At 69.5% G+C, this 21646-nt stretch carries 19 protein-coding genes and 2 tRNA genes; 8 read left to right on the top strand and 13 right to left on the bottom strand.

What is annotated here, in order from left to right; all coding sequences use genetic code 11:
* Positions 1-13: 13 nt before the first annotated feature.
* The 3 genes from Q0654_RS21910 to crp form a co-directional block, all read right to left on the bottom strand.
* Entirely contained in the window at positions 14-2212 is a 2199-nt protein-coding gene (locus Q0654_RS21910) for a tetratricopeptide repeat protein (protein WP_298857437.1), read from the bottom strand.
* 123 nt (positions 2213-2335) lie between these two features.
* Entirely contained in the window at positions 2336-3259 is a 924-nt protein-coding gene (locus tag Q0654_RS21905) for a flagellar brake protein (RefSeq protein WP_298857434.1), read from the bottom strand.
* 184 nt (positions 3260-3443) lie between these two features.
* On the bottom strand, positions 3444-4142 hold the full coding sequence (gene crp, locus Q0654_RS21900) for a cAMP-activated global transcriptional regulator CRP (RefSeq protein WP_298857432.1): 699 nt from the start codon (positions 4140-4142) through the stop codon (positions 3444-3446).
* Positions 4143-4453: 311 nt separating this feature from the next.
* Between crp and speD the strand changes: the two genes are divergently transcribed.
* A complete protein-coding gene (speD, locus tag Q0654_RS21895) occupies positions 4454-5272 on the top strand; it encodes an adenosylmethionine decarboxylase (RefSeq protein ID WP_298857431.1) in 819 nt (272 codons plus the stop codon).
* A gap of 75 nt (positions 5273-5347) precedes the next feature.
* Here the strand turns inward: speD and Q0654_RS21890 are convergent, their stop codons facing one another.
* The 3 genes from Q0654_RS21890 to Q0654_RS21880 form a co-directional block, all read right to left on the bottom strand.
* The gene (locus tag Q0654_RS21890; protein ID WP_298857430.1) at positions 5348-8137 is read right to left on the bottom strand and encodes a DUF2339 domain-containing protein; all 2790 of its coding nucleotides are present in this window, start codon (positions 8135-8137) and stop codon (positions 5348-5350) included.
* Positions 8138-8237: 100 nt separating this feature from the next.
* Complete coding sequence (gene coq7 / locus Q0654_RS21885; protein ID WP_298857428.1) at positions 8238-8885, bottom strand: 2-polyprenyl-3-methyl-6-methoxy-1,4-benzoquinone monooxygenase; 648 nt, start codon at positions 8883-8885, stop codon at positions 8238-8240.
* The gene (locus Q0654_RS21880) at positions 8882-10096 is read right to left on the bottom strand and encodes a (Fe-S)-binding protein (protein WP_298857426.1); all 1215 of its coding nucleotides are present in this window, start codon (positions 10094-10096) and stop codon (positions 8882-8884) included. The genes coq7 and Q0654_RS21880 overlap by 4 nt, the downstream gene beginning before the upstream one ends.
* 133 nt (positions 10097-10229) lie before the next feature.
* Between Q0654_RS21880 and rplM the strand changes: the two genes are divergently transcribed.
* The 4 genes from rplM to Q0654_RS21860 all read left to right on the top strand — a co-directional run bounded on the left by rplM (position 10230) and on the right by Q0654_RS21860 (position 11871).
* On the top strand, positions 10230-10658 hold the full coding sequence (gene rplM, locus Q0654_RS21875; protein ID WP_298857424.1) for a 50S ribosomal protein L13: 429 nt from the start codon (positions 10230-10232) through the stop codon (positions 10656-10658).
* A gap of 19 nt (positions 10659-10677) precedes the next feature.
* Entirely contained in the window at positions 10678-11070 is a 393-nt protein-coding gene (gene rpsI / locus Q0654_RS21870; protein ID WP_298857422.1) for a 30S ribosomal protein S9, read from the top strand.
* Positions 11071-11117: 47 nt separating this feature from the next.
* Positions 11118-11191: transfer RNA gene (locus tag Q0654_RS21865), tRNA-Gln, on the top strand.
* A gap of 607 nt (positions 11192-11798) precedes the next feature.
* Positions 11799-11871, top strand: a tRNA-Ile gene (locus Q0654_RS21860).
* Positions 11872-11939: 68 nt separating this feature from the next.
* Here the strand turns inward: Q0654_RS21860 and Q0654_RS21855 are convergent.
* Complete coding sequence (locus tag Q0654_RS21855; protein ID WP_298857420.1) at positions 11940-14501, bottom strand: kelch repeat-containing protein; 2562 nt, start codon at positions 14499-14501, stop codon at positions 11940-11942.
* Positions 14502-14824: 323 nt separating this feature from the next.
* Positions 14825-15223 (bottom strand): hypothetical protein, encoded by a 399-nt coding sequence (locus Q0654_RS21850; protein ID WP_298857418.1) that lies wholly within the window; start codon positions 15221-15223, stop codon positions 14825-14827.
* A 394-nt stretch (positions 15224-15617) separates the two neighbouring features.
* Here Q0654_RS21850 and Q0654_RS21845 point away from each other — a divergent pair, with 394 nt between their 5' ends.
* Entirely contained in the window at positions 15618-15887 is a 270-nt protein-coding gene (locus tag Q0654_RS21845; protein WP_298857416.1) for an HU family DNA-binding protein, read from the top strand.
* Between the two features lie 177 nt (positions 15888-16064).
* Here the strand turns inward: Q0654_RS21845 and Q0654_RS21840 are convergent, their stop codons facing one another.
* Entirely contained in the window at positions 16065-16700 is a 636-nt protein-coding gene (locus Q0654_RS21840; protein ID WP_298857414.1) for a histidine kinase, read from the bottom strand.
* A 69-nt stretch (positions 16701-16769) separates the two neighbouring features.
* Entirely contained in the window at positions 16770-18152 is a 1383-nt protein-coding gene (locus Q0654_RS21835) for an L-serine ammonia-lyase (protein WP_298857412.1), read from the bottom strand.
* Between the two features lie 79 nt (positions 18153-18231).
* Here Q0654_RS21835 and Q0654_RS21830 point away from each other — a divergent pair, with 79 nt between their 5' ends.
* Positions 18232-18465, top strand: a complete 234-nt coding sequence (locus Q0654_RS21830) for a glutaredoxin family protein (RefSeq protein WP_298857410.1) — start codon at positions 18232-18234, stop codon at positions 18463-18465.
* A 15-nt stretch (positions 18466-18480) separates the two neighbouring features.
* On the opposite strand, the gene Q0654_RS21825 is transcribed toward Q0654_RS21830, so the two are convergent.
* A complete protein-coding gene (locus tag Q0654_RS21825) occupies positions 18481-18921 on the bottom strand; it encodes a hypothetical protein (RefSeq protein ID WP_298857408.1) in 441 nt (146 codons plus the stop codon).
* 76 nt (positions 18922-18997) lie between these two features.
* Here Q0654_RS21825 and sufT point away from each other — a divergent pair, with 76 nt between their 5' ends.
* Positions 18998-19552 (top strand): putative Fe-S cluster assembly protein SufT, encoded by a 555-nt coding sequence (gene sufT / locus Q0654_RS21820; protein WP_298857406.1) that lies wholly within the window; start codon positions 18998-19000, stop codon positions 19550-19552.
* 131 nt (positions 19553-19683) lie between these two features.
* Here the strand turns inward: sufT and Q0654_RS21815 are convergent, their stop codons facing one another.
* Both Q0654_RS21815 and Q0654_RS21810 read right to left on the bottom strand, forming a co-directional pair.
* Positions 19684-20286, bottom strand: a complete 603-nt coding sequence (locus tag Q0654_RS21815; protein WP_298857403.1) for a response regulator transcription factor — start codon at positions 20284-20286, stop codon at positions 19684-19686.
* Positions 20287-20299: 13 nt separating this feature from the next.
* A complete protein-coding gene (locus Q0654_RS21810) occupies positions 20300-21457 on the bottom strand; it encodes a sensor histidine kinase (RefSeq protein ID WP_298857402.1) in 1158 nt (385 codons plus the stop codon).
* Positions 21458-21646: the final 189 nt, after the last annotated feature.

Below are 21646 nucleotides of genomic sequence, written 5' to 3'. Positions count from 1 at the left end.
GCCGTGATGAGGCTCACAGCTGCGGCCGCGTGTGCCGCAGCACGTCCTCCACCATGGCCTCCAGCTGGCTGCGGTGCTCCCCGCCGATGTCCACTTCGCCGAGCAGGAAATAGGCCGTACGCAGCACCTCGCGCCAGCGCGGACGCTCGGGCAGGGTGTCGAGGCTGAGGTAGCGGTCCATCGCGCGGACGCGCAGGCGACCGTCGTCGATGGTGATGCGCCAGATGCCGCTCGCTTCCGCGAGTTCGACCCGGCCCTTGCGACTGGCGCGTTCCCAGGCCTCAAGCGCGGTGCGCATCAGTCGGACGAGCAGGCGGCGGAATTCGTGGCGCGCGGCGTCGTCGATCTGCGCGGGGGCGGCGACGCCAGGGGCGACGGGTGTCGCTGTATCCGCGACTGGCGCGCTTTCCAGGGGCGTCGGCGGTGCTGCCAGCGTCTGTGCCGCGGCCTGCTCAGGGTCGAGCGGCTCGAACACGAGCACGCCGAGCTCCTCCTCCATGCTCAGATGCTGGCAGCGCAGGCGGGCGGGCCTGGGGCTGAGCTGCTCGCGGCAGCCCAGGTCCGCGGTGTCGGCACGTTCGCCCGCCAGCGAGGCGGTCTCGACCAGGGCCTGTGCCCAGTGCGCGGTGTCGGCGCCGAGCGCGCTTTCCAGCGATTCGCCCTGCAGCGACAGCGCGCTGCGAGCGAGCAGCTCGGCGGCGGCGGCCGTGGCGATGCGGATGCGTCCGGCGGCATCGAACACGAGGCAGGCCGAACCCTGCCGGTCCAGCAGCCAGGCCATCGAGCCGAGGTCGCTGCGCAGGTGCTCAGCGGCGGTGCGCGCTTCGGCGATCCGCGTTTCCAGCGCCTTGCGCTCGCGCTCGCCAGCCAGCCGCTGGCGATAGAAGCGCCGCTGCGAGTACAGCCCGAATACGGCCAGGGCCAGCAGGGCCGCGCCTGCGACGCTGGCGGTCTCCAGCCGTCGCTGGCGCAGCTGCGACTCGCGGCGCGCGGCCTCGGCCTCCAGCCGCTCCACGTCGAAACGCACGCGCATGCCGTCGAAACGTTCGCCGTGACGCGCCTCGGCCAGGGCCATGGCCTCGCGATGCAGCTGGCGCAGATGCACTACCGCCTGTTCGAGACGCCCGAAGGCTTCTGCCAGCCTTGCCAGCTCGCCCAAGGCCTCGACCCGCTGCTGCGGAGCCTGCTGCGCGCCGCCTTCGAGGGCATGCAGCAGGACCGCGTGGCTGCGCTGCTGTTCGATCGGGGCGTCGGCCAGTCGCGCCGCGATGATGGCCATGCCCAGGCTGTCGCCGGCTTCCGCACTGCGGGTTGCGCGGGCGCGTTCCAGCCATTCCTGCGCTTGCGCGCGCTTGCCTGCCTCCAGCGCCTGACGTGCGCGCAACAGCGCAAGGCGCTCCAGGTCGCGCGGTGACTGTGCCTGCAGGTAGGCCTGCCAGGCCTGCTCCAGCAGCCGTTCGGCGTGCCCGGCCTGGCCTTGTCTCAGGGCGAGGCGGGCCAGCTCTTCGCGGGTACGTTCGGCAGGCAGGGCGCGGCCCGCCGATTGATGGTCCTCCAGCGCGCGCTGCAGGTAGCGCTCGGCCCGCCCGAGGTCGCCAAGCTCCATGTACAGGCTGCCGATGTTCGCCAGCAGCGCCCCGAGATTGGATTCGCCCGCGCGCTCCCGCAGCTCCAGGCTGGCCTCGAAGGAGGCCAGCGCCGCCTCGTAGTTGCCGAGGTGGCGATAGGTCACGCCGAGATCGTTCTCGCTGATTGCGCGGGCGCCGGCATCGTCGGCCGCACGCGCGGACGCCAGGGCTTCGAGGAAATGGCCGAGCGCACGCACGGGCTGGCCTTCGCGATAGGCGTTGAGGCCGCGACGACGGGCCACGCGCTGGGCGGCCAGCGGGTCGGCCACCCGCGGCAACAGCGCGACCGCCGCGTTCAGTGCAGCGTCGGCGCGCTGCGGTTCGCCCAGCTGCGATGCCAGCTCGGACGCGTGCATCCAGGCCTCGAAGGCCGTTTCGGCCGAGCCCGCATCCGCCAGCGCGCGCGCGGCCCGCTCGCAGACCTGCACGCCTTCGCGCGGTTCACTCTGGCGCAGCTCGCGGCAGCGATCCAGGTCCGTCGATGCCGCCACGATCGGCGCGCCGATCGCCAGCGGCAGGCCGAGCAGCAGTGCGCGCAGCGGCAGTCGAGGGAAGATCGAGGGCTCGAAGGCTGGGGCGGGCATGGCGGGCGCCGGCGGGGTTGACCCGCGACGTTAGCACGCGGGTGCTCTGCGTCCGAACAGTTGGGGGCCGGTCGCGCGCCTGTCGGCGCACGCGCCGGCGGCCGATGGCCCGCGCGCTCGCGTTCAGTCGCCGACCAGGGCGTGGAAGATGAAGTGCTCGACCACCAGCCGTTCCGAGGTGCCCAGCTCGACGAACTGCAGGCCGAAGCGGCGCTTGTCGGGATCGCCGAAGGTCTTGATGCCCCGGAGCTCGGCGACCACGCTGAGCACGTGCTCTTCGCCGGCAGCTTCGAGCTTGAAGCCGAGGCGCAGGCGATCACCGACGTCGGCGATGTCCGGCGGCGCCTCGACCTGGCAGCCGCTGGCGCTGATGTTCTTCATGATCCCGGCGTGCGTGCGCGGCTCGCCCATGACCGGGCGACTCAGGTTGACCGCGCTGCAGATCAGCTGGGTATCGACGCGCTCGTGGGCGCGCATGACGTGGAAGACGGCGACTTCCGGGTACGAGGTCACCACGTACGGAAACGGCGTGAAGTGCACCTTCAGCACCTTGGCTTCAAAGGTGGCCACGCCGCTGGCGGTCAGCACCCGTACGAACAGCAGCTCGTTGTCGCGGAACGGCACCACGCCGCCGTCGGCATTGAGCGCGCTGATCAGCACGCCGCCGCCCTCCAGCAGCCCGACCAGGCGCAGGGCGACGCGCGGCCGGTTGGTCGCCGTCAGGAAGTCGATATACAGGGTCTTGCCGGGCACCAGCTTCAGTTCGCCCAGCTTGCGGGTCTCGCGCGCGCCTTCGGCCTCGGCCGGTTCGGGCGCCTCGCTGGGCAAGGGCTCGTGGCTGTGGAAGTGGCCGCGCGCCGATCGGCTCAGATCGCCCTCGGCCAGATAGAGCCCCAGTTCGTGCAGGGTCGTGAGCTGACGCTCGCTCTCGATGACTTCGCCTGCCTTCAGCAGCAGCCGTCCCATGGCGTCATAGACGGGGTAGGGCAGCGGGCTGCCGATCTTGATGTCGGTTCGGCGGACGGGCTGCAGCGGCGTTTTCGCCATGGGGGCTTCAGCGGTGCGGGGTGGAAACGGTGCCCCAGTGGATCAGCCTTGGGTGAAGACCACAAGCGGCGGCGCGAAAGCCGGCCAGTGCAGTTTCCGTGCCGTCGGGCGAGTGCCGCGTCGTGCGGAGTGCTGGCGTCCCGATTGCGTCGGCGACGCCAGCGCTTCCTCGGAGGGCGCTGCCTCAGCGCGTCTGGCTGTAGACCACCACGGTCTTGCCGCGGGCGTGCAGCACGCCCTGTTCTTCCAGCTGCTTGAGCACGCGGCCGGCCATCTCGCGCGAGCAGCCGACGATGCGCGCCAGCTCCTGGCGGGACACGCGGATCTGCGTGCCCTGCGGATGGCTCATGGCGTCCGGCTCGTCGCAGAGGTCGATCAGGGTGCTGGAGATCCGGCTGGTGACGTCCATGAAGGCCAGACGGCTGGCCTTGCGACTGGTGTGCATCAGGCGCTTGGTCAGCTGCGCGCCGATCGCGTACAGCAGGCGCGGGCACTCCTCGGCCAGCGGGCCGGCGAACAGGGCGTGCAGGCGCTCGTAGCCGATCTCTGCCAGTTCGCAGGCGGTACGCGTGCGCAGCAGGACCTCACGCTGCGGAGCGGCCACGAAGATGCCGGTCTCGCCAACGAAGTCGCCCGGGTTGAGATAGCTCAGCACCAGTTCGCGACCGTCTTCCTCTTCGGTCATGACGCTGAGCGAACCCTGCACCACGTAGTACATGGTCCCGGCCGGATCACCCGGGCGGAACACGTCGGCGCGGGCGGGATAGCGCCTTCGGTGACAGTGCGCGAGGAAGCGCTCGATGTGGATGGGCTCCGGCGCCAGCGAGGGCGGCGTCAGCTGGCGCTTGAGCGCGGTCTGCAGCGAGAAGCTGGAGGGGACCATGTCCGACCTGAAGTGCGATGGAGTTCAAAGATTAGCGCCGCATGGGCGCCGCTTCAACGCAATATTGCGCCATTTCGCACGGGTTTGTCCCCCGCCGTCACGTTTGGTTTGCGAGTGCCAGCGCAGTTATCCGGACTTTGCAGGATGCCAGGCGGCGTCTGTCGGTGATCTCCGCGGGCCGCACGGTTCTGCCCTGCATGCCTTTGCTTCATACTAGCCCGCTGGGTCCAGGCCACTGGCTCCAGACGCCTGGCGACCGCGATGTGCGTGGTCCACCAGTCCTCCATCCGCCCGCACAGGGGATCCGAAACGTGGTCAAGCCACTGCCGCGCCTGAAGCTGCAAGGTTTCAACAACCTCACCAAGGCGCTGTCGTTCAACATCTACGATGTCTGCTACGCGGTCAGCGAAGAGCAGCGCCGCCGCTACATCGAGTACATCGACGAAGCCTACAACGCCGATCGCCTCACGCAGATCCTCACCGAGGTCGCGGAGATCATCGGCGCCAACGTGCTGAACGTCGCCCGCCAGGACTACGACCCGCAGGGCGCGTCGGTGACCATCCTCATTTCCGAGGAGCCGGTGATCGACAAGAAGGCGGCCGGCAATGTGCTGTCGGGCGCGGTGCGCGAGCACGAGGAAGTGGACGCCAGCGTGGTGGCCCACCTCGACAAGAGCCACATCACCGTGCACACCTACCCGGAAACGCATCCGCACAACGGTATCGCGACCTTCCGGGCGGACATCGATGTCGCCACCTGCGGCGTCATTTCGCCGCTGAAAGCGCTGAACTACCTGATCGAGAGTCTCGAATCGGACATCGTGATCATGGACTACCGGGTGCGCGGCTTCACCCGCGACGTGAAGGGCACCAAGCACTACATCGATCACCGGATCAACTCGATCCAGGACTACCTCGCCAAGGGCATCAAGAACCGCTACGAGATGTTCGACGTGAATGTCTACCAGGAGAACATCTTCCACACCAAGATGCACGTGAAGGATTTCGACCTGGACACCTACCTGTTCGAGGAGAAGGCCAAGAACCTCTCGTTCAAGGAGCGCCTGCGCATCGAAGCGCAGTTGAAGCGCGAGATCGAGGAGCTGTTCCACGGTCGCAACCTCGACTGAGGCTGCCGCACCTCAGGCGCAGAAGAAGGGCGCGCTCCATCTGGAGCGCGCCCTTCGCGTTTGTGCTGCCGGCGATCAATGGTTCGCGGCCTGGCCCTGTCGCGGTGGCGAGGGCGCGAGGTAGCCGACGACCACCAGCAGCAGGCCGACCGTGAGCACGGCACCAATGCCGTAGAGGTTGCCGAGGTAGAGGCGGTCGACCAGCACCAGCTTGAGCAGCACCAGGCCCATCAGGGTGGCGCCGGCGACCCACAGCGGCCAGTGGCCGCGGCGCGAGCCGCGCACCCAGGCGACGACCCCGGCCAGCGCCCACAGCACGCTCAGTACGCCCTGCGTCAGCGCGCTGTCGAACAGCGCGGGCGACCAGGGCAGGTCGGCATGGTGGTGCAGGCAGCGCAGGGCGGTCAGCGTCAGCAGTGCCAGCGCTGCGATCGCCAGCCCGGCGCGCAGCGGCAGGAGGTCGCTGCGGTCCTCGTCGCGCAGCGCGCGCCAAGCGGCGATCAGCAGACCCCACTGCAGCAGCTCCAGCGGATTCAGCACGGGCAGGTAGGTCAGCGGCGCAGCGCTCGCCGCGGAATAGAGCGCGCCGAACCAGGCTGCGCCCAGCACCAGGGCAGCGCCGCCATGCCAGAAGCGCGAGTAGCGGGCGAAGCGGTCGGCCAGCGGCCAGGCGAACGGGGCCGGCGATCGCCACAGCGCGAAGGCAAGCGCGACCAGCGGCAACAGCGCGAGGCTGTAGATCCAGGCCTCGCCCAGTTCGGCGCGCTGCGCACGCAGACAGAAGTCGCTGCCCAGCACCAGCACCAGGCTCGCCAGCAGGCCGAGATGGCCGGCACCGGTCAGGTGGGCCGGCGGTTCGCGCAGCCGCTGCAGGGCCAGCAGGCCGGCGCCAAAAACCAGCGCCCACAGCGCGGCGCCACGTCCGTCCAGCGCCGGCGCATCCTGCTCGACGAGCGCGGCGACGGCGAGCAGCGGCAAGCCCATCAAGGGCAGCACGGCCAGCCAGCCGAGCCGGTCCCAGACCGACAGACGGCGCACCAGGCTCGCCGACAGCGCGATCAGCACGGCCAGACCCAGCAGAGTTTCGAGGTGATCGAGCGCGAACGGCGGCCAGATGCCGAAGTGCAGCCACAGCAGGGTGAGCCACGCGGCACCCAGCAGGAACAGCAGCCAGGCCTCGATGCCGTCGCGGCCATCGCGCTCATGCAGCAGGCTGGCGATGAAGCCGGCGAGGGCCAGCAGGCCGAGGCTGAAGCGCATGCCGATCTGGACATCCGGCTGATCGAGCAGGCCGAGGTCGAAGGCTTCGGCGGCGCTGAGCAGGAAGGCGCAGGCCGCACCCAGCTGCAGCAGCCAGCCGAACACAAGGGTGAGCGCACGCTGCTGGCGCAGGCCCAGCCACATCGCGCCGACACCCTGCAGCGCCCAGACCGAGGCGGTCTGCTCCGCCGAGAACGCCAGCGGTACCGCGACGGTGACGAAGCCCGCCGCGACCCAGGCGAAGCTCTCGCCCTGCAGCCGCGCCCGCGTCGTGCGCAGCAGCAGGGCAGCGAGGACCGCATAGACCGCGGCTGCCAGCAGGGCGGACACCGAGAGCCCGCTGCGGTCGCCCTCCAGCAAACCCGCCTGCAGGCTGAAGGCCCAGAGCGGCAGGGCGAAACTCAGCGAGGCCTGAGCGCCATCGCTGGCGGCGAGACCGCGGCGCAGCGCCCCCAGCACCACGATGCCCAGGTAGAAGCCCCAGAACAGCAGCAGGAAGAACTGGCTGCTGGCGTAGTCGGCGCTGGTATAGGCGCCGAGACCCCAGAGGCTGCCGATTCCGAAGGTGAACAGAAAGCCCATCAGGTTCAGCGCATGCCAGTGTCGCCACCAGGCCACGCCGAACAGGGCCGCGTTCAAGGCGGCGTAGTAGGTGAACAGGGCGACCTGATCGCCACTGCCGGTATTGATCAGCACCGGCCCGAGGTAGCCGCCGAGGAAACCCAGCACCGCGAGCGCCACCGCGCTCTGCCAGACCGCCAGCACGGCGCCCAGCGCGACCAGCGCCACCACCATGCCCAAGGCCACGCCGGGCGCGAGCAGGTCGTACAGCCGGTAGGCGCCAAACACGCAGAGCAGCAGCACGCCGATCGCGCCGCCCTGGAGTGACAGCGCGAAGGCCGGCCGCTGCATGCGCTGGCTGAGACCAAAGCCCAGACCTGCGAATGCCGCCGTGGCGATGCCGATGAAGCGCCAGCCGATCGGCACATCGAACAGGCCCTGCTGGGCCGCATAGCGCAGCGCCGCGGCGACACCGGCGAACAGCACGAGCACGCCGAGCTTGACCGGCAGGTTGCCCCCGAACAGCCAGCCCAGCACGCGGCTGGCCAGTGCATCGGTGGATTCATCCGTTCGGGACTCCGGTGCGCGGGCCCGCTGGGCTGCCTGTGCGACCGGCGTTTCGACCTTCGAGGCGGTGTGCGCTGCCGTGGGCAAGGGCGGCGGCACCGATGAAGGCGAGATGGATGCGGTTTGCGCTGCAATCGGCGCCTCGACTGGCGATGCAGACCTCACAGCAGAATCAGCTACGGGTGATGGCGCCGCCTGCAGATCCAGCGCCTCGTGCGCGGGTTGCCGAGTGGACACCGGCTCGGGCCTCGTTGCCGGTTCGGGTTCCGCGCCCGGTGCCCTGGCTTCTGACGGCGCTGGCGACGGCGTGCGTTCGCGCGGTCGGGTGGCCTGACTCTGTTCAAGTCGGCGCAGGCGCTGCGACAGCTCCTGCTGGCTGCCGAGCAGCCAGCCGGCGAGCGCCGCCAGCAGGATCGACACCAGAGATTCGCTGGCCACGGCCAGCAGGCCGAACAGCACAGCCAGAACAATCTTCATGTCCGCCTTCCCTGCGCCGTGCCCGAGTGCGGGCAGTGTAGGCAAGGTGAAGTAGCTGCGACAGCGGCGGCGATCAGCGGGCGCTTGGCCGAACGCTGGCTCAGATCCGGTAGGCGCCCAGCTTCATGAGCTCGCTGACCGCTCGCATCAGGGAAGGAATGGGCGGCGGCAGGGCGCGCGCGCCGGCGGCATGCGCCTGTTCGGCATGCTCGGCTTCCTCCTGGGCCATGCGCTGCAGGATGCGACGACTGCGTTCGTCGCCCTCGGGCAGCTGGCGCAGGTGATCTTCGAGATGCGCTTCGACCTGGCGCTCGGTTTCGACCACGAAGCCGAGGTTGTAGCCATCGCCGGCGAGCCCTGCGGCCATGCCGATCGCGTAGCTGCCCGCGTACCACAGCGGGTTCAGCAGGCTGGGACGGTCGTCCAGCTCGGCCAGGCGCTGCGCGCACCAGGCGAGGTGGTCGGCTTCTTCCTGCGCCGCCTGCAGCAGATGCTCGCGCGTCGCCTCGTCGCGGGCGACCCGCGCCTGACCCAGGTACAGGGCCTGCGCGCAGACCTCGCCCGCATGATTGATGCGCATCAGCCCGGCCACATGGCGGCGCTGCTTGGCATCGAGCTCGACCGAATGGGCGTCCACCGCGGGGTTCGGGCGCGCTGCGGGCGTCTGTCGCGCGGTGGCGGTCAGCAGGGCGTGGTCGAGATCGGCGATCAGGCGATCGAGCGGGGAAAGAGTGCGCAGTGTGCTCACGGCAGGGCCTCGGCCAGCAGTTCCAGCGGATGCCGGATGTCGATTCCGGCGAGTTCGGCCGCGCCGCCCAGATGCAGGCGGCAGCCGATGTTGGCGGAGACCAGTGTAGTGGCACCGGATGCGATGACCGCGTCCAGCAGCGGCTGGCGCAGGCGCTCGGCGCGGCCGGGAAACTGCAGCATGTGCGCGCCGCCAGCTCCGCAGCAGCCGCTGTCCTGCAACTCGATCAGCGTCACGCCCGGAATGCGTGCAAGCAGCGCCCGCGCGGCCTGCACGGACGTCGCGTCCGCCCGCTGCGTGCAGGGCAGGTGCAGGGCGATGCGTCGATCGGACCGGCGCAGACTCAAGGCGGCGAATGTGGCGTCATCGGCCAGCAAGCTCAGGACATCCATCACCGGCGCGATCGACGCGAGGCCCGCCGCATAGGCGCCCTGGCAACCGCTGGCTGTCGACACCAGCAGCTCGGGCCTGAGGTCCGCCCATATCCGCTGGTTCGCCGCGATCAGCGAATCGGCCTGCGCGCTGCTGCCGGCATGCTGCTCCAGCGCGCCGCAGCAGCCCTGCTCCTGTGGAGTCAGAACCGTGTAGCCGCAGGCACGCAGCAGGCGCAGGGCTGCGTGCTGAGCGCCGCTTTCGAGAGTTCGCGCAACGCAGCCGGTCAGCAGCCCGATGCGCCGAGAGCTGGGCGCGGGAGGTTCAGCCTTGTCGGTGTATTCGAGCTGCGGATGCGCAGGTGGCCACGAGCCGGAGTCGTTGACCGCTGGGATCGCGGCCGACAGCGCGCGGCGCGCGCTCCGCGGCAGCAGCACGCGCAGAGGTCGCAGCCTTGGCAGCAGGCGAGCCAGCAGCTGCGGATGCCGGCTCGCCCACAGCAGCAGCCGCACGCCGCGGACCGCACGCCGACGCGGCAACAGCCGGCGTGTCTGCCGCATCAGATCGCCGAAGCGCACTCTGGCTGGACACACCTGCTCGCAGCGGCCGCAGCCGAGGCAATGCTCAAGTGCGGTGACGCCGCTTGCGTCAATCGCGCCCGGCTCGCGCGCGAGAGCCTGGGCCAGCAGCACGCGCCCGCGCGGCGATTCCGACTCGCGCGCATCCAGCCGGTAGGTGGGGCAGTGCGGCAGGCACAGGCCGCACAGCACGCAGGCGTCGGCGAGCGCGAGGATGCGCTGGGCGATCTGTTCAGCGGGGGGGCTGGCGCGCTCGGACATTTGCGGTCAGAATACGCGGCTTCGCCGGGCAAAGCCCCTGGCCGATGCCACTCGGGGCTGCAGACTTGCACCCCTCGAAAGAGACCGCTATGCTTCGCGGTCTTTCGTCCTCGCTTTCCCTTTGGGAGCTGTCATGAAGACCTTCAGCGCCAAGCCGGAGACCGTCAAGCGCGACTGGTATCTGGTCGACGCCAGCGGCAAGACGCTGGGCCGCCTCTGCTCGGAGATTGCGCTTCGCCTGCGCGGCAAGCACAAGCCCGTGTTCACCCCGCACGTCGACACCGGCGATTACATCGTCGTGATCAACGCGGAAAAGATCCACGTCACCGGCAACAAGCTGCAGGACAAGATGTACCACCGGTTCACCGGCTACATCGGCAACCTGAAGTCGGAGACCCTGGGCCAGGCCCTGGACCGCCACCCGGAGCGCGCGATCGAGATCGGCGTCAAGGGCATGCTCCCGAAGAACCCGCTGGGCCGTGCGATGTTCCGCAAGCTCAAGGTCTACAAGGGTGCCGAGCACCCGCACACCGCCCAGCAGCCGCAGGCGCTGGACATCTGAGACAGGACGCATAGACCCCATGGCTCTGAACCAGAACTACGGCACCGGCCGCCGCAAGTCCTCCACCGCCCGCGTGTTCCTGCGCAACGGTAGCGGCGCGATCACCGTCAATGACAAGCCGCTCGACCAGTTCTTCGGTCGCGAAACCGCCCGCATGATCGTGCGTCAGCCGCTGGTGCTGACCGAGATGTCCGAGAAGTTCGACATCAAGGTCACCGTCGCCGGCGGTGGCACCACCGGTCAGGCCGGCGCGATCCGCCTCGGCATCGCCCGCGCCCTGGTCGAGTACGACGAGAGCCTGAAGACCCAGCTGCGCCGCGCCGGTTTCATGACCCGCGACGCCCGCGAGGTCGAGCGCAAGAAGGTCGGTCTGCACAAGGCCCGCCGCGCGACCCAGTTCTCGAAGCGCTGATCACGCTTTATACTTGCCGCCTCGCGCGGCAGGTGCGATCCGGTTCTTGGGGGATCGTCTAACGGTAGGACTGCAGACTCTGACTCTGCCTATCTAGGTTCGAATCCTAGTCCCCCAGCCATTCGAAGGGCTCGCGCAAGCGGGCCCTTCGTGTTTTCGGAGATTGACATCGAGCTGACCCTGCTTGCGGACTGGAAGCGCCCACAGCAGACAGTTGGCCCGAAACCCGCATCGATCGCTGCGCAGGACAGCGCAGCGACCAAGGCTTGAGTCGCCTGCGATGATGGGCGGCGCACGGCAGCGGGCGCTGCGGGTACAGACAACGGGCCTATAGCTCAACGGTTAGAGCAGGGCGTGACCCGGTGGCCGCAGGCCACGCGATGCACCGCATCGCGAGGGGCGCGCGCCGAGGGCAGGAGGCCCGAGGCCGGCCTTGGTCGCTGCGCAGGACAGCGCAGCGACCAAGGCTTGAGTCACCTGCGATGATGGGCGGCGCACGGCAGCGGGCGCTGCGGGTACAGACAACGGGCCTATAGCTCAACGGTTAGAGCAGGGCGTGACCCGGTGGCCGCAGGCCACGCGATGCACCGCATCGCGAGGGGCGCGCGCCGAGGGCAGGAGGCCCGAGGCCGGCCTTGGTCGCTGCGCAGGACAGCGCAGCGACCAAGGCTTGAGTCACCTGCGATGATGGGCGGCGCACGGCAGCGGGCGCTGCGGGTACAGACAACGGGCCTATAGCTCAACGGTTAGAGCAGGGGACTCATAATCCCTTGGTTCCAGGTTCGAATCCTGGTGGGCCCACACTCCGATCCGCAGGACCCGCGAATGGCGGCGCCAAGGCGCCTCGCAGGCGCCGACTCCCGTGCCGTTCAGGGTTCGAAGCCATCGCGAAAGACGTTCAGCGGCAGGCCGTTCGGGTAGTAGAGCGAACGCCGCTGGCTGATGGCGCCGCCCATGATCAGCATGGCGTCGCCGATCCACAGCGCCGCGTGGTCGGCCCGCGTTGCAGGTGCGCCCACGCTGGTGATGTCGCGCCAGATATTGGCCTGCGGGTCATAGCGTCCGCCGGTCGCGCCCACGCCGCCGAAGACGAGCAACTCGCTGCCCGACCACACCGCGGTCTGTCCGCCCAGCGGCGCCTGCGGCTGCGCCGAGGGGCCCGCGCCCCATTGGTTGGTCAGGGGCGCGTAGCGCCACAGGGACGGCAGGGCGCTGGGTGTGCCCGCCCAGATCAGCATCTCGCTGCCGGTCCAGACCGCGCTGTGATTGGTCCGCCCTGCAGGCCCCGCTGCGGTGGAGCCGGTCCAGCTCCAGCTTTGCGGATTGAAGCGCGCGCCGCTGGCCAGCGGCGCTCCGCCAGCGCCGCTGCCGCCCCAGACGATCATTTCGCTGCCGGTCCACACCGCTGTCGCATCCGCACGCGGTGCTGGCGCGCCTGCGGTCGGCAGGGCAGTCCAGCTGTCGCCCTGCGGGCTGTAGCCGGCATCGCTTGCGCAGAGCCCGGATGGGCACACGCCGCCCGAGACCAGCGCGTGCTGCCCTGTCCAGACCAGGGTGTGCAGATAGCGGGGCAATGCTGCGTCGATCAGACTGATCGGTTGCCACTCCCCGGCCGCCGGGTCGAAGCGCGCGCCATCGCCAAGAATCTCGGGCACCGCGTCGTCCAGCCCACCCCAGACGATCATTTCGGCGCCGGTCCAGACCGCGGCAGTCATTTCGCGCGCGCTCGGTGAGCCCTGCAGAGGCAGGGTGCTGAAGCTGTCGGTGGCCGCGCGCCAGGACAGGCCGCGCTGGGGGCGATCGGTGACCGCACTGCGGCCGCCGAACAGCAGGGCCTCGACGCCCGTCCACACCGCCGATGCACCGCGCAAGCGACCCAGATCGTCGCCGCCATCGAACAGCGTCCAGGTGTTTGAGGCGAGGTTGAACAAGCCGCCGTCACGCAGCGGCTCGCCGCCTTCATCCATACCGGCCATCACCAGCAGTGCGCTGCCCGTCCAGGCGGCTGCGTGGCCGGAGCGCCAGCCGACGGGGGCGCTTCCGGGCAGGGCCTGCCAGCTGTTGCTGGCGGCGTCATAGATCGCCCCGTGGTCGTTCACTGCTGACTGCCGCTGCCCGCCGAACACGATGGCGCGATCGCCGCTGCTGACCAGGGTGGGGAAGTTGCGCGCAGACGGCGCGCCCGCGCCGGGCAGAGCGGTCCAGCTGTCGCTGGCCGGATCGTACAGCGCGCCATCGCCGTAGACGGTGCCGAAGCCGTCGCTGCCGCCGAAGATCATGATCCTGCCGTCGACCACGGTCATCGCGGTCTCGAAGCGCGCCGCCGGTGCGCCGGCGGTGCTGAGCGGGATCCACTGGTTGCTGGCGACATCGAAGGCACCGAGGCGTGAGCTCAGCGAGGCCCCCCCGTTCTCGCTGCGCAGGCCCCAGACGTACATGCGGCCCTGGTGCCAGACCGAGGACGGAATCAGCGCCGGCAGGCCGCTCTGCGGCAGGCTGCTCCAGGTATCGGTGACCGGGTTGTAGCGCGCGTGCACGTTCGCCTCGCCGCCGAACACCAGCAGTTCGCTACCGGTCCAGACGCCGGTCACATACCGGGTGATGCCGACCGGCGCGTTGGCGCCGGACATCGGTGTCCAGGTGTCGGTGACGGGGTCGTACTGCGCGCCGCTGCCGTTCGAAGTGCCGCCAAAGACCAGGAAGCGGCTGCCGGTCCACACCGCCACGCCGGACTCGCGCGGGCCGGGTGCGCCGACCGGGCTGGCCCAGCGCCAGTGATCGATCGCGGGCGTGTACAGCCCGCCATCCGCACGCAAGGTGTTGCGTGGACCTCGCCCCCCGAACAGGAACAGCTCGCTGCCGTTCCAGGCCGCCAGGGCGAAGGCCCGCGGCGCCATCGGTCCGCTGTCGTCGGCGTCGCTGATCCAGGTCTCAAGGCCGGTGCTGCCGCCGCCAGCGGCCTCGCGCGGGCTTGCACTCGCTTCGGGCAGGAACAGGACCTGATCGAGCGCCGCCGGCTCGATCGCCTGATGCTGCCCGCGTGTCGACTGCCACCATTCGGCGAAGTCGCTGCCGGGAGCGGCCCGCTGCTGGCGGCGATACAGCAGGCGCTCGACCAGTCCCGGGCGGGCGATGCACTCGGCGGCCCGGTGCGGGTCGCGATTCAGCGCATCGAACAGGCGCTGCAGCTGCGCCGGTGCCCTGGATTCTCGCTGGATGCGCGACAGCTCCGCTTGCAGCGCGTCGGCGTCGATGCGCGTGCTGAAGCGCTCGGCCAGCGCGGATTCCATGCGCAGCTCGTCTTCAACCCGCCGCGTGACTTGCGAGGCAGAGGGCGCGCGCACCGCGGTGCCCCCCGCGTGCTGCGCCCGCTCGCGTGCGAAGAAAGTTTCTACCTCGGACCGGCACAGCTCGCGTTCGGCGCGGGACATGCCAGTCTGCGGAGACGAGGCGTGGGTCAGGGGGCTCAGCGCACAGAGGCAGACGAGCAGCAGTCGACTTCTCATGATGTGGACGGCTCCAGCGATAGGGAACGGTGGGCGGAACAGCGCGCTCGGGTCCCTGGACGAAGGGAGCCGGGCCGGGCCTCCATCCTAAATCGCAAATTCAAGCGGGCTGGCCTCATTGCCATCTGCCGCGAGCCAGCATCTGTGCCCGCCTTGCGCTCACGCGTTCGGCTCTAGCGCCGAAGCAAGGTCTGCGCACCGCGTGCCTGCCAGGCACACACACGCCCGTGCCTGCCACACGTCGTCGACTAGCCGTCGAGCGCGCCCCGTGGCTGTGTCGGTTCGGGCTTGGATGCCAGCAGTTCGCGCAGCTCCTCCAGCGTCTCCTGCAGCCAGCCGCGGGTGCGCTCGCTGTGCAGCCAGGCCAGCAGGGCCTTCTGGTCCGCTGCCGGCCAGGGGCAGGCGGGCGTCTCCAGATCGCTGATCCGCACCTCGCTGAGATAGGGCTCCCCGCGGTCCGGGTTGTCCGCATCAGGCGCGGCGTGGCCGTCCTCGTACTCGATGAGATCGATCAGCGGATGCAGGTCGTCGGCGCCAGCGGCGCTGCTGACCAGCTCGGCGAGTGCACTGAAGCTCGCCTGTTCGGCCCAGTCGTAGAGGCGATCCTGGCTGAGGCCGATGTGGCGGCCGCTGGGAAGCTGGGGCATGGCGGATCTCCGGTTCTCGGGGCGCCACAGGATGCACGATAGGGACGCTCTCTGGAGCCGCGGCCGAGCGCTAGGGCTGGCGGCGTCAGGAATTGCATGTATACGGCAGTGCGCGTGCGTGCGGGTGGCGCACCGGCGGTGTCGAACGCCGCTAAGCGATTGATTCAGCGGCTCCATTTGCGGCGTCGAGCGTGCTACGTGCTGTGCTGTCGACTGCCATTCTGTCGCCGCTGACATCCATGCTGCACCCGCAAAGCCAGAAAACAGGCGGCTTCCCGGCGAAAAACCGTTGACTTGTGCGTGCTTCCAAAGCAGCCTTCGCAACGCGGAGGGCTTTGCGTCCTCCCATCTCCCCCTGTCGGGCGCCATCGCCCCCCATGCAAGGAAGTTTCCGATGAACAAGGCTGAGCTTGTCGCTGCCATCGCCGACCACGCCGAACTGACCAAGACCCAGGCTGCGGCCGTGGTCGACGCCTTCACCTCCACCATCACCAAGGCGCTGAAGAAGGGCGACACCGTGACGCTGGTGGGCTTTGGCACCTTCTCCGTGCGCAAGCGCGCTGCCCGCGAGGCCCGCAACCCGCGCACCGGCGAGACCATCAAGCTGAAGGCGAGCAAGGCGCCGGTGTTCAAGGCGGGCAAGGCGTTCAAGGACGCGATGTAAGCCGCCCGGCGTCCGCCGAGCGGACGCTCCAGCGCCATCGCGTCGGCATCGCCGATGCGGGCGCATACAGGTGAATCCGGCAGGCCCGTGCGCAAGTACGGGCCTGCTGCGTTTCAGGCACCAGGCGTGCCGGAAAGCATGCTGCCGTGGCGCCGGCAAGCTGCAGTAGCCGCGGCATCAGGCTCCAAGCTGTGCACGGGGCCGGCCCTCGCGCGCAGGAGCAATGCGGATGCTCACGCCATCCATCCGCTCCTCAACTTGCGCGTCGAGAATCCGCGCGCGGGCTGCACTCTCGGTCCTCCACGCCTCCGGCGCTGTCGCACCGACCAGTGCGGCGTCCAGCAGGGCGGTGTCGATAGCCTCCACCTGCAGCCTGACACGCAGCAGGCACGAGGCGGGCGTCAGTTCGGCCAGCGCCTGCATCCATCGGAACAGACTGATCGCCAGCCATCCGGAGACTGACTGTGAATCGGCGCGTGTGTCGACCTCGACGCTGAAGCCACGCTGCAGGCCGATCTGCTCAAGGGTGGACGCCAGCGCTGCGCCCAGTCCGATTTCATCCAGCAGGGGCGGCCGCAGGCGTAGCGACAGTGCGCGCACCTGTTGCAGCGCATCGCGCACGCTGTCCGCCACGCCTTCGATCTCGTCTGCCGGCAGGCCGCTCTCGGCGAAGAACTGCAGGCTCAGCAGCGCCGCGGTCAGGCTCTGGCCGATGCCCGAGTGCAGCACGTGGGCGACGTGCCTGCGCTCGGCCTCGTCGACTTCAATCAGCTGCAGCAGTGCGCTGCGGGCTTCGTTCGGCTGCTGACTCATGTGGGCGCCGCCTGGTGGATGAGGCAAGGCTAGCAGTTGTGCCGGCGAGCGCTCGCCTTGCCCAGGGTTTCAGCACTCGACGACGTTGACCGCCAGCCCGCCGCGCGAGGTTTCCTTGTACTTGTCCTGCATGTCGCGGCCGGTGTCGCGCATGGTCTTGATGACCTTGTCCAGCGACACGTAGTGCGTGCCGTCGGAGCGCAGGGCCATCCGCGAGGCGTTGATCGCCTTCACCGCGCCCATCGCATTGCGTTCGATGCAGGGGATCTGCACGAGGCCGGCGATCGGGTCGCAGGTCAGGCCAAGGTTGTGCTCCATGCCGATCTCGGCGGCGTTCTCGACCTGGTGCACCGTGCCGCCCAGCGCTGCGGTCAGCCCGGCCGCGGCCATAGAGCAGGCGACGCCGACTTCGCCCTGGCAGCCGACCTCGGCGCCGGAGATCGAGGCGTTCTCCTTGTAGAGGATGCCGACCGCACCGGCGGTCAGCAGGAAATCGAACACGCCCTGCTCATCCGCCTTGGGCGCGAAGCGCTCGTAGTAGTGCAGCACCGCCGGCACGATGCCGGCCGCGCCGTTGGTCGGTGCGGTCACCACGCGGCCGCCGGCGGCGTTCTCCTCGTTGACCGCCAGCGCATACAGATTGACCCAGTCCAGCACGCTCAGCGGATCGCGCAGCGCCGCCTCGGGGCGGTTGCGCAGGTCGGCGGCCATCGCGGGCGCACGCCGGTTGATCTTCAGCCCGCCGGGCAGGATGCCGTCCTCGCGGATGCCGCGCGCCACGCAGGCCTGCATGGCCTGCCAGAGCTCGCGCAGGCCGGCGCGGATGTCCTCGTCGCTGCGCCAGGCGCGCTCGTTGGCGAACATCAGCTGGGCGATCGTCAGGGCGTTCTGCTCACACAGCTTCAGCAGCTCGTCGCCGCTGTGGAAGGGATAGGGCAGGGCGGTGGTATCGGCGACGATGCGGTCTTCGGCGGCTTCGTCCTGGTTGACCACGAAGCCACCGCCCACCGAGTAGTAGTCGCGGGTGGCGATCAGGCTGTCGTCGGCCGCAAAGGCGCTGAAGCGCATGCCGTTGGTGTGGTAGGGCAGCTTCTGGCGCTTGTTGAACACCAGATCGCGCTTCTCGATGAAATCGATCTCGTGCGTGCCGCCGAGGCGCAGGCGGTGCGCGCTGCGGATACGCTCCAGCGTGGCCGGGATGGTGTCGGGGTCGATGCGGTTGGGCAACTCGCCTTCAAGCCCCAGCAGCACCGCCTTGTCGGTGCCGTGGCCGCGACCGGTCAGGGCCAGCGAGCCGTACAGCTCGACACGCACGCGCGTGACCCGCGCCAGCTCTCCGGATTCCGTGAGCCAGCGCTCGACGAAGCGCGCGCCGGCGCGCATCGGCCCGACCGTGTGCGAGGACGAGGGACCGATGCCGATCTTGAACAGGTCGAAAACGCTGACGGCCATGGGGGCGGTGTCTGGTGTGTGCGGGGAGCTCGCTAGTGTACGTTCGCCGCTCCGCCCGACGATGCCGTACGGATCGCCCATGTCCCTGCTGACCCTGTTCCAGCGCGATGAATGCCACCTCTGCGACCAGGCCGTGATCGTGCTGGTGCAGGCGCGTGCGGGCGACTTCGAATCGCGCTGGATCGATGCCGATGTCGAACTGGAGCAGCGCTACGGCCTGCGTGTGCCCGTGCTGCGCCGGGAGGACACCGGTGCCGAGCTCGACTGGCCCTTCGACGCCGGGCGCGTGCGCGATTTCCTGCGCGCTGAGTGAGCGATCGCGCCGCGCTCAGCGGCGTCCGAAGCGCCAGGCCAGCCAGGCGGAGGGCAACAGCCACAGGGCGTCACTCCACTGCAGCTGCGACTGCAGGTAGAGCCCGACCAGCCCCGGGCTGAGCGCGGGCAGCGCATGCTGCACGGCCATGCCCATGCCCAGGCCGATCTGACTGGCGCTGACCAGCAGGACCGCCGCCAGCACCGTCAGTGCGCTGATCACGGCCACCAGCGCGTAGCGCAGGCGACCGGCGGGCAGCCCGGCGAGCCGAAGGAGCAGGGCCGCATCGAGCGTGACCACGAGCAGCATCCACACGCTCGGGCTGCGGAAATGCACGGCGACCGCCATCCACACCGCAGCAAGGCCGAGCACCGCCACACCCGCGCAGCCGGCAACCAGCAGCCAGGTGGCCGGGCGGATGCGCGGAGCGTGCGGAGTGGCGGGGGACTTGTTCACGAAGCGACTGCGGGCCAGCGGAGCGGGCGGCGTAGAATACGCGGCCGCACTCGCGCCCGACCCTGACATTCGTCCCATGGCCTATAGCCGCAGCTCCGAGCCGATCCAGTTTTCCCGCGACTGCGAGGTCGTGATGGTGCCGCAGGGCGATCGCGTCAGCCTGCCTGCGGGCACCGCCGGCTACATCACCCAGGGCCTGGGCGGCAGCTTCACGGTGTTTGTCGACGGCAATCTGTTCCGCGTCGCCGGCGTCGATGCCGACGCCATCGGCAAGGAGATCGTGCCGCCGCCTCAGCTGCCCGAGAACGCCACCGACGAGGATGTCGAGAAGGCCGTCTGGAACCAGCTGCGCACCTGCTTCGACCCGGAGATCCCGGTCAACATCGTCGACCTGGGCCTCGTCTACCACTGCGAGATCGAAGCCAGCGACGAGGGCAGCCGCCGCGCCAACATCCGCATGACTCTCACCGCCCCCGGCTGCGGCATGGGCGAGGTGCTGGTCGAAGACGTGCGCGCCAAGGTCGAGCTGGTGCCCACCGTGATCGAAGCCGACGTCGAGCTGGTCTTCGATCCGCCCTGGAACCAGTCGATGATGACCGAGGCGGCGAAGCTGCAGGTGGGGATGTTTTGAAGAGCCGGGATTGGGGATTCGGGATTCGGGATTCAGGATTCGGGATTCGTGAACAGCGGGTCACCACGTCCCCGCGAGTATTGCGAGCTTTGCTCTGACGAATCCCGAATCCCCACTCCCGAATCCCGGCCTCAAAGCCACCCCCGCTGCCGCGCCACGCGGTAGGCCTCGATGCGGTTCTCGGCGCCGAGCTTGCCAATGGCTTCGCTGAGGTAATTGCGCACCGTGCCCTGGCTCAGGTGCAGGCGCGCGGCGATATCGGCGCTCTTGGCGCCTTCGCCGGCGAGGCGCAGGACCTGGCGCTCGCGTTCGTTGAGCGGGTCGACCTCGTCCCAGGCGGCCATCGCCAGCTGCGGGTCGATGGCGCGGCCGCCGCGGTGGACCTGGCGCAAGGCGTCTGCGAGTTTCTCGGCCGGTGCATCCTTCAACAGATAGCCGCGCACGCCGGCGTCCAGCGCGCGGCGCAGATAGCCCGCGCGGGCGAAGGTGGTGACGATCACCACGCGGGTCGGAAGGTTCAGCGCGCGAACGGCTTCCGCCAGCTCCAGCCCGGTGCGGCCGGGCATCTCGATGTCGGTCACCAGCAGGTCGGGCGCCAGCCGCTGCACTTCGGCCAGCGCGCTGTCGCCGTCGGCGCAGGCAGCGACGACCTCCAGATCGTGTTCCAGCCCCAGCAGGGCGGCGAGTGCGCCGCGCACCAGGGCCTGGTCTTCGGCGAGTACCAGTCGAATCATCGCGTGCGACTCCTCAGGTTGAGTCCGCTGCGGTCCGCGGCAGGGTGGCCGGCGCGCTCAGCAGCAGGCGCGTGCCGATCCCCGGAGGACTGTCCAGCTCGACGCGGCCACCCAACGCCTGCAGGCGCTCGGCGAAGCCGGGCAGGCCGCGGTGGCCCTCGCGTTCGCGCGCGCCGCCGACGCCGTCGTCGCTGATCTGCAGCTGCCAGACCGCGCTCGCGCCTTCGCCTTCGCGGCGCAGCTCGATCTCGACGCGGCTGGCGCGCGCATGCCGGATCACATTGGTCACCGCCTCGCGCAGGGCCATGGCGAAGGCCTGGTCCAGCGGTGCAGGCAGCTCCAGCGCCGGCAGCTGCGCGTCCAGCTTCACTTCGGCGCTGAGCAGGGCCAGGCGAGCCGCAGCGATCTCAGCCTGCAGGCCGCCGGCGCGGATACCGCTGACCGCCTCGCGCACCTGGTCGAGCGCACCGCGCGCAGCCTGCTCCAGCTCGGCCAGCTGCTGTTCTGCGGCATTCGGATCGCGCGCCAGCAGTCGTCGCGCCAGCTGGGTCTTCAGCACCACCAGCGACAGCGTGTGGCCCAGCGCGTCGTGCAGGTCGCGGCCGATGCGCTCGCGCTCGGCGAGGGCGGCGAGGCGTCGCACTTCGTCCTGGCTCAGTTTCAGCACCGCCTGATGGCGTTCGCGGGCGCGGCTGGCGAGGATGCCGGCGCAGGCCATGCCGCCGATCATCGCCATCGCGATGCCCACGCCGAGTGCGTAGCGCCAGTCGGGCATCAGCAGGAAGAACTGCGCAGTCATCAGTGACCAGAACACAAGCGCCGCCAGCATCGCCCGCCGCGGAGCCCAGACCGTCGCCGCCATCGTCATCGCATAGATCACGAAGGTGTTGCCGCCCGGATTCACGGTCATCAGCGCGTAGCCCAGCGCGGCGCTGCCGTAGATGCAGAGGTCGCGCCCGCGCGGCAGGCAGTCGCGATGGGTGAAGCGCAGCCACAGCGGCAGGAACACCGCGCATGCCGCCAGCGAGGACAGCAGCAGGAGCTTGTGCCGGTCCGGAACGAACAGCAGCGGCAGGAAGACGAAGACCAGGTACAGCAGGCCCCACCAGCGCTGCGGCTCGTGTTCGTTGAGGCTGTGCTGCGGCGGTGGTCCGGAGAGGGCGGGTTGCATGGACTAAGCCTAAAGGGGTTGGGCGAAGCGGGCATAGGGTGGGCCCTGGCCCACCATGAGCTCGACGCTCGCCCCGGTTTCGCTTGGTCGCGCTGTCGCTCTGTTGCTTGAAGCGAAGAGCAAGAGCTTTCGGACAGCCCTTCGGGCTGCCCGACCTACCTTTCTTTGCGTGGCCAAAGAAAGGTAGGC

Origin of the sequence: uncultured Aquimonas sp. (assembly GCF_937888285.1) — a bacterium.
Lineage (GTDB): Bacteria > Pseudomonadota > Gammaproteobacteria > Xanthomonadales > Xanthomonadaceae > Aquimonas.
This window is presented reverse-complemented; position numbering and strand designations above follow the sequence as displayed.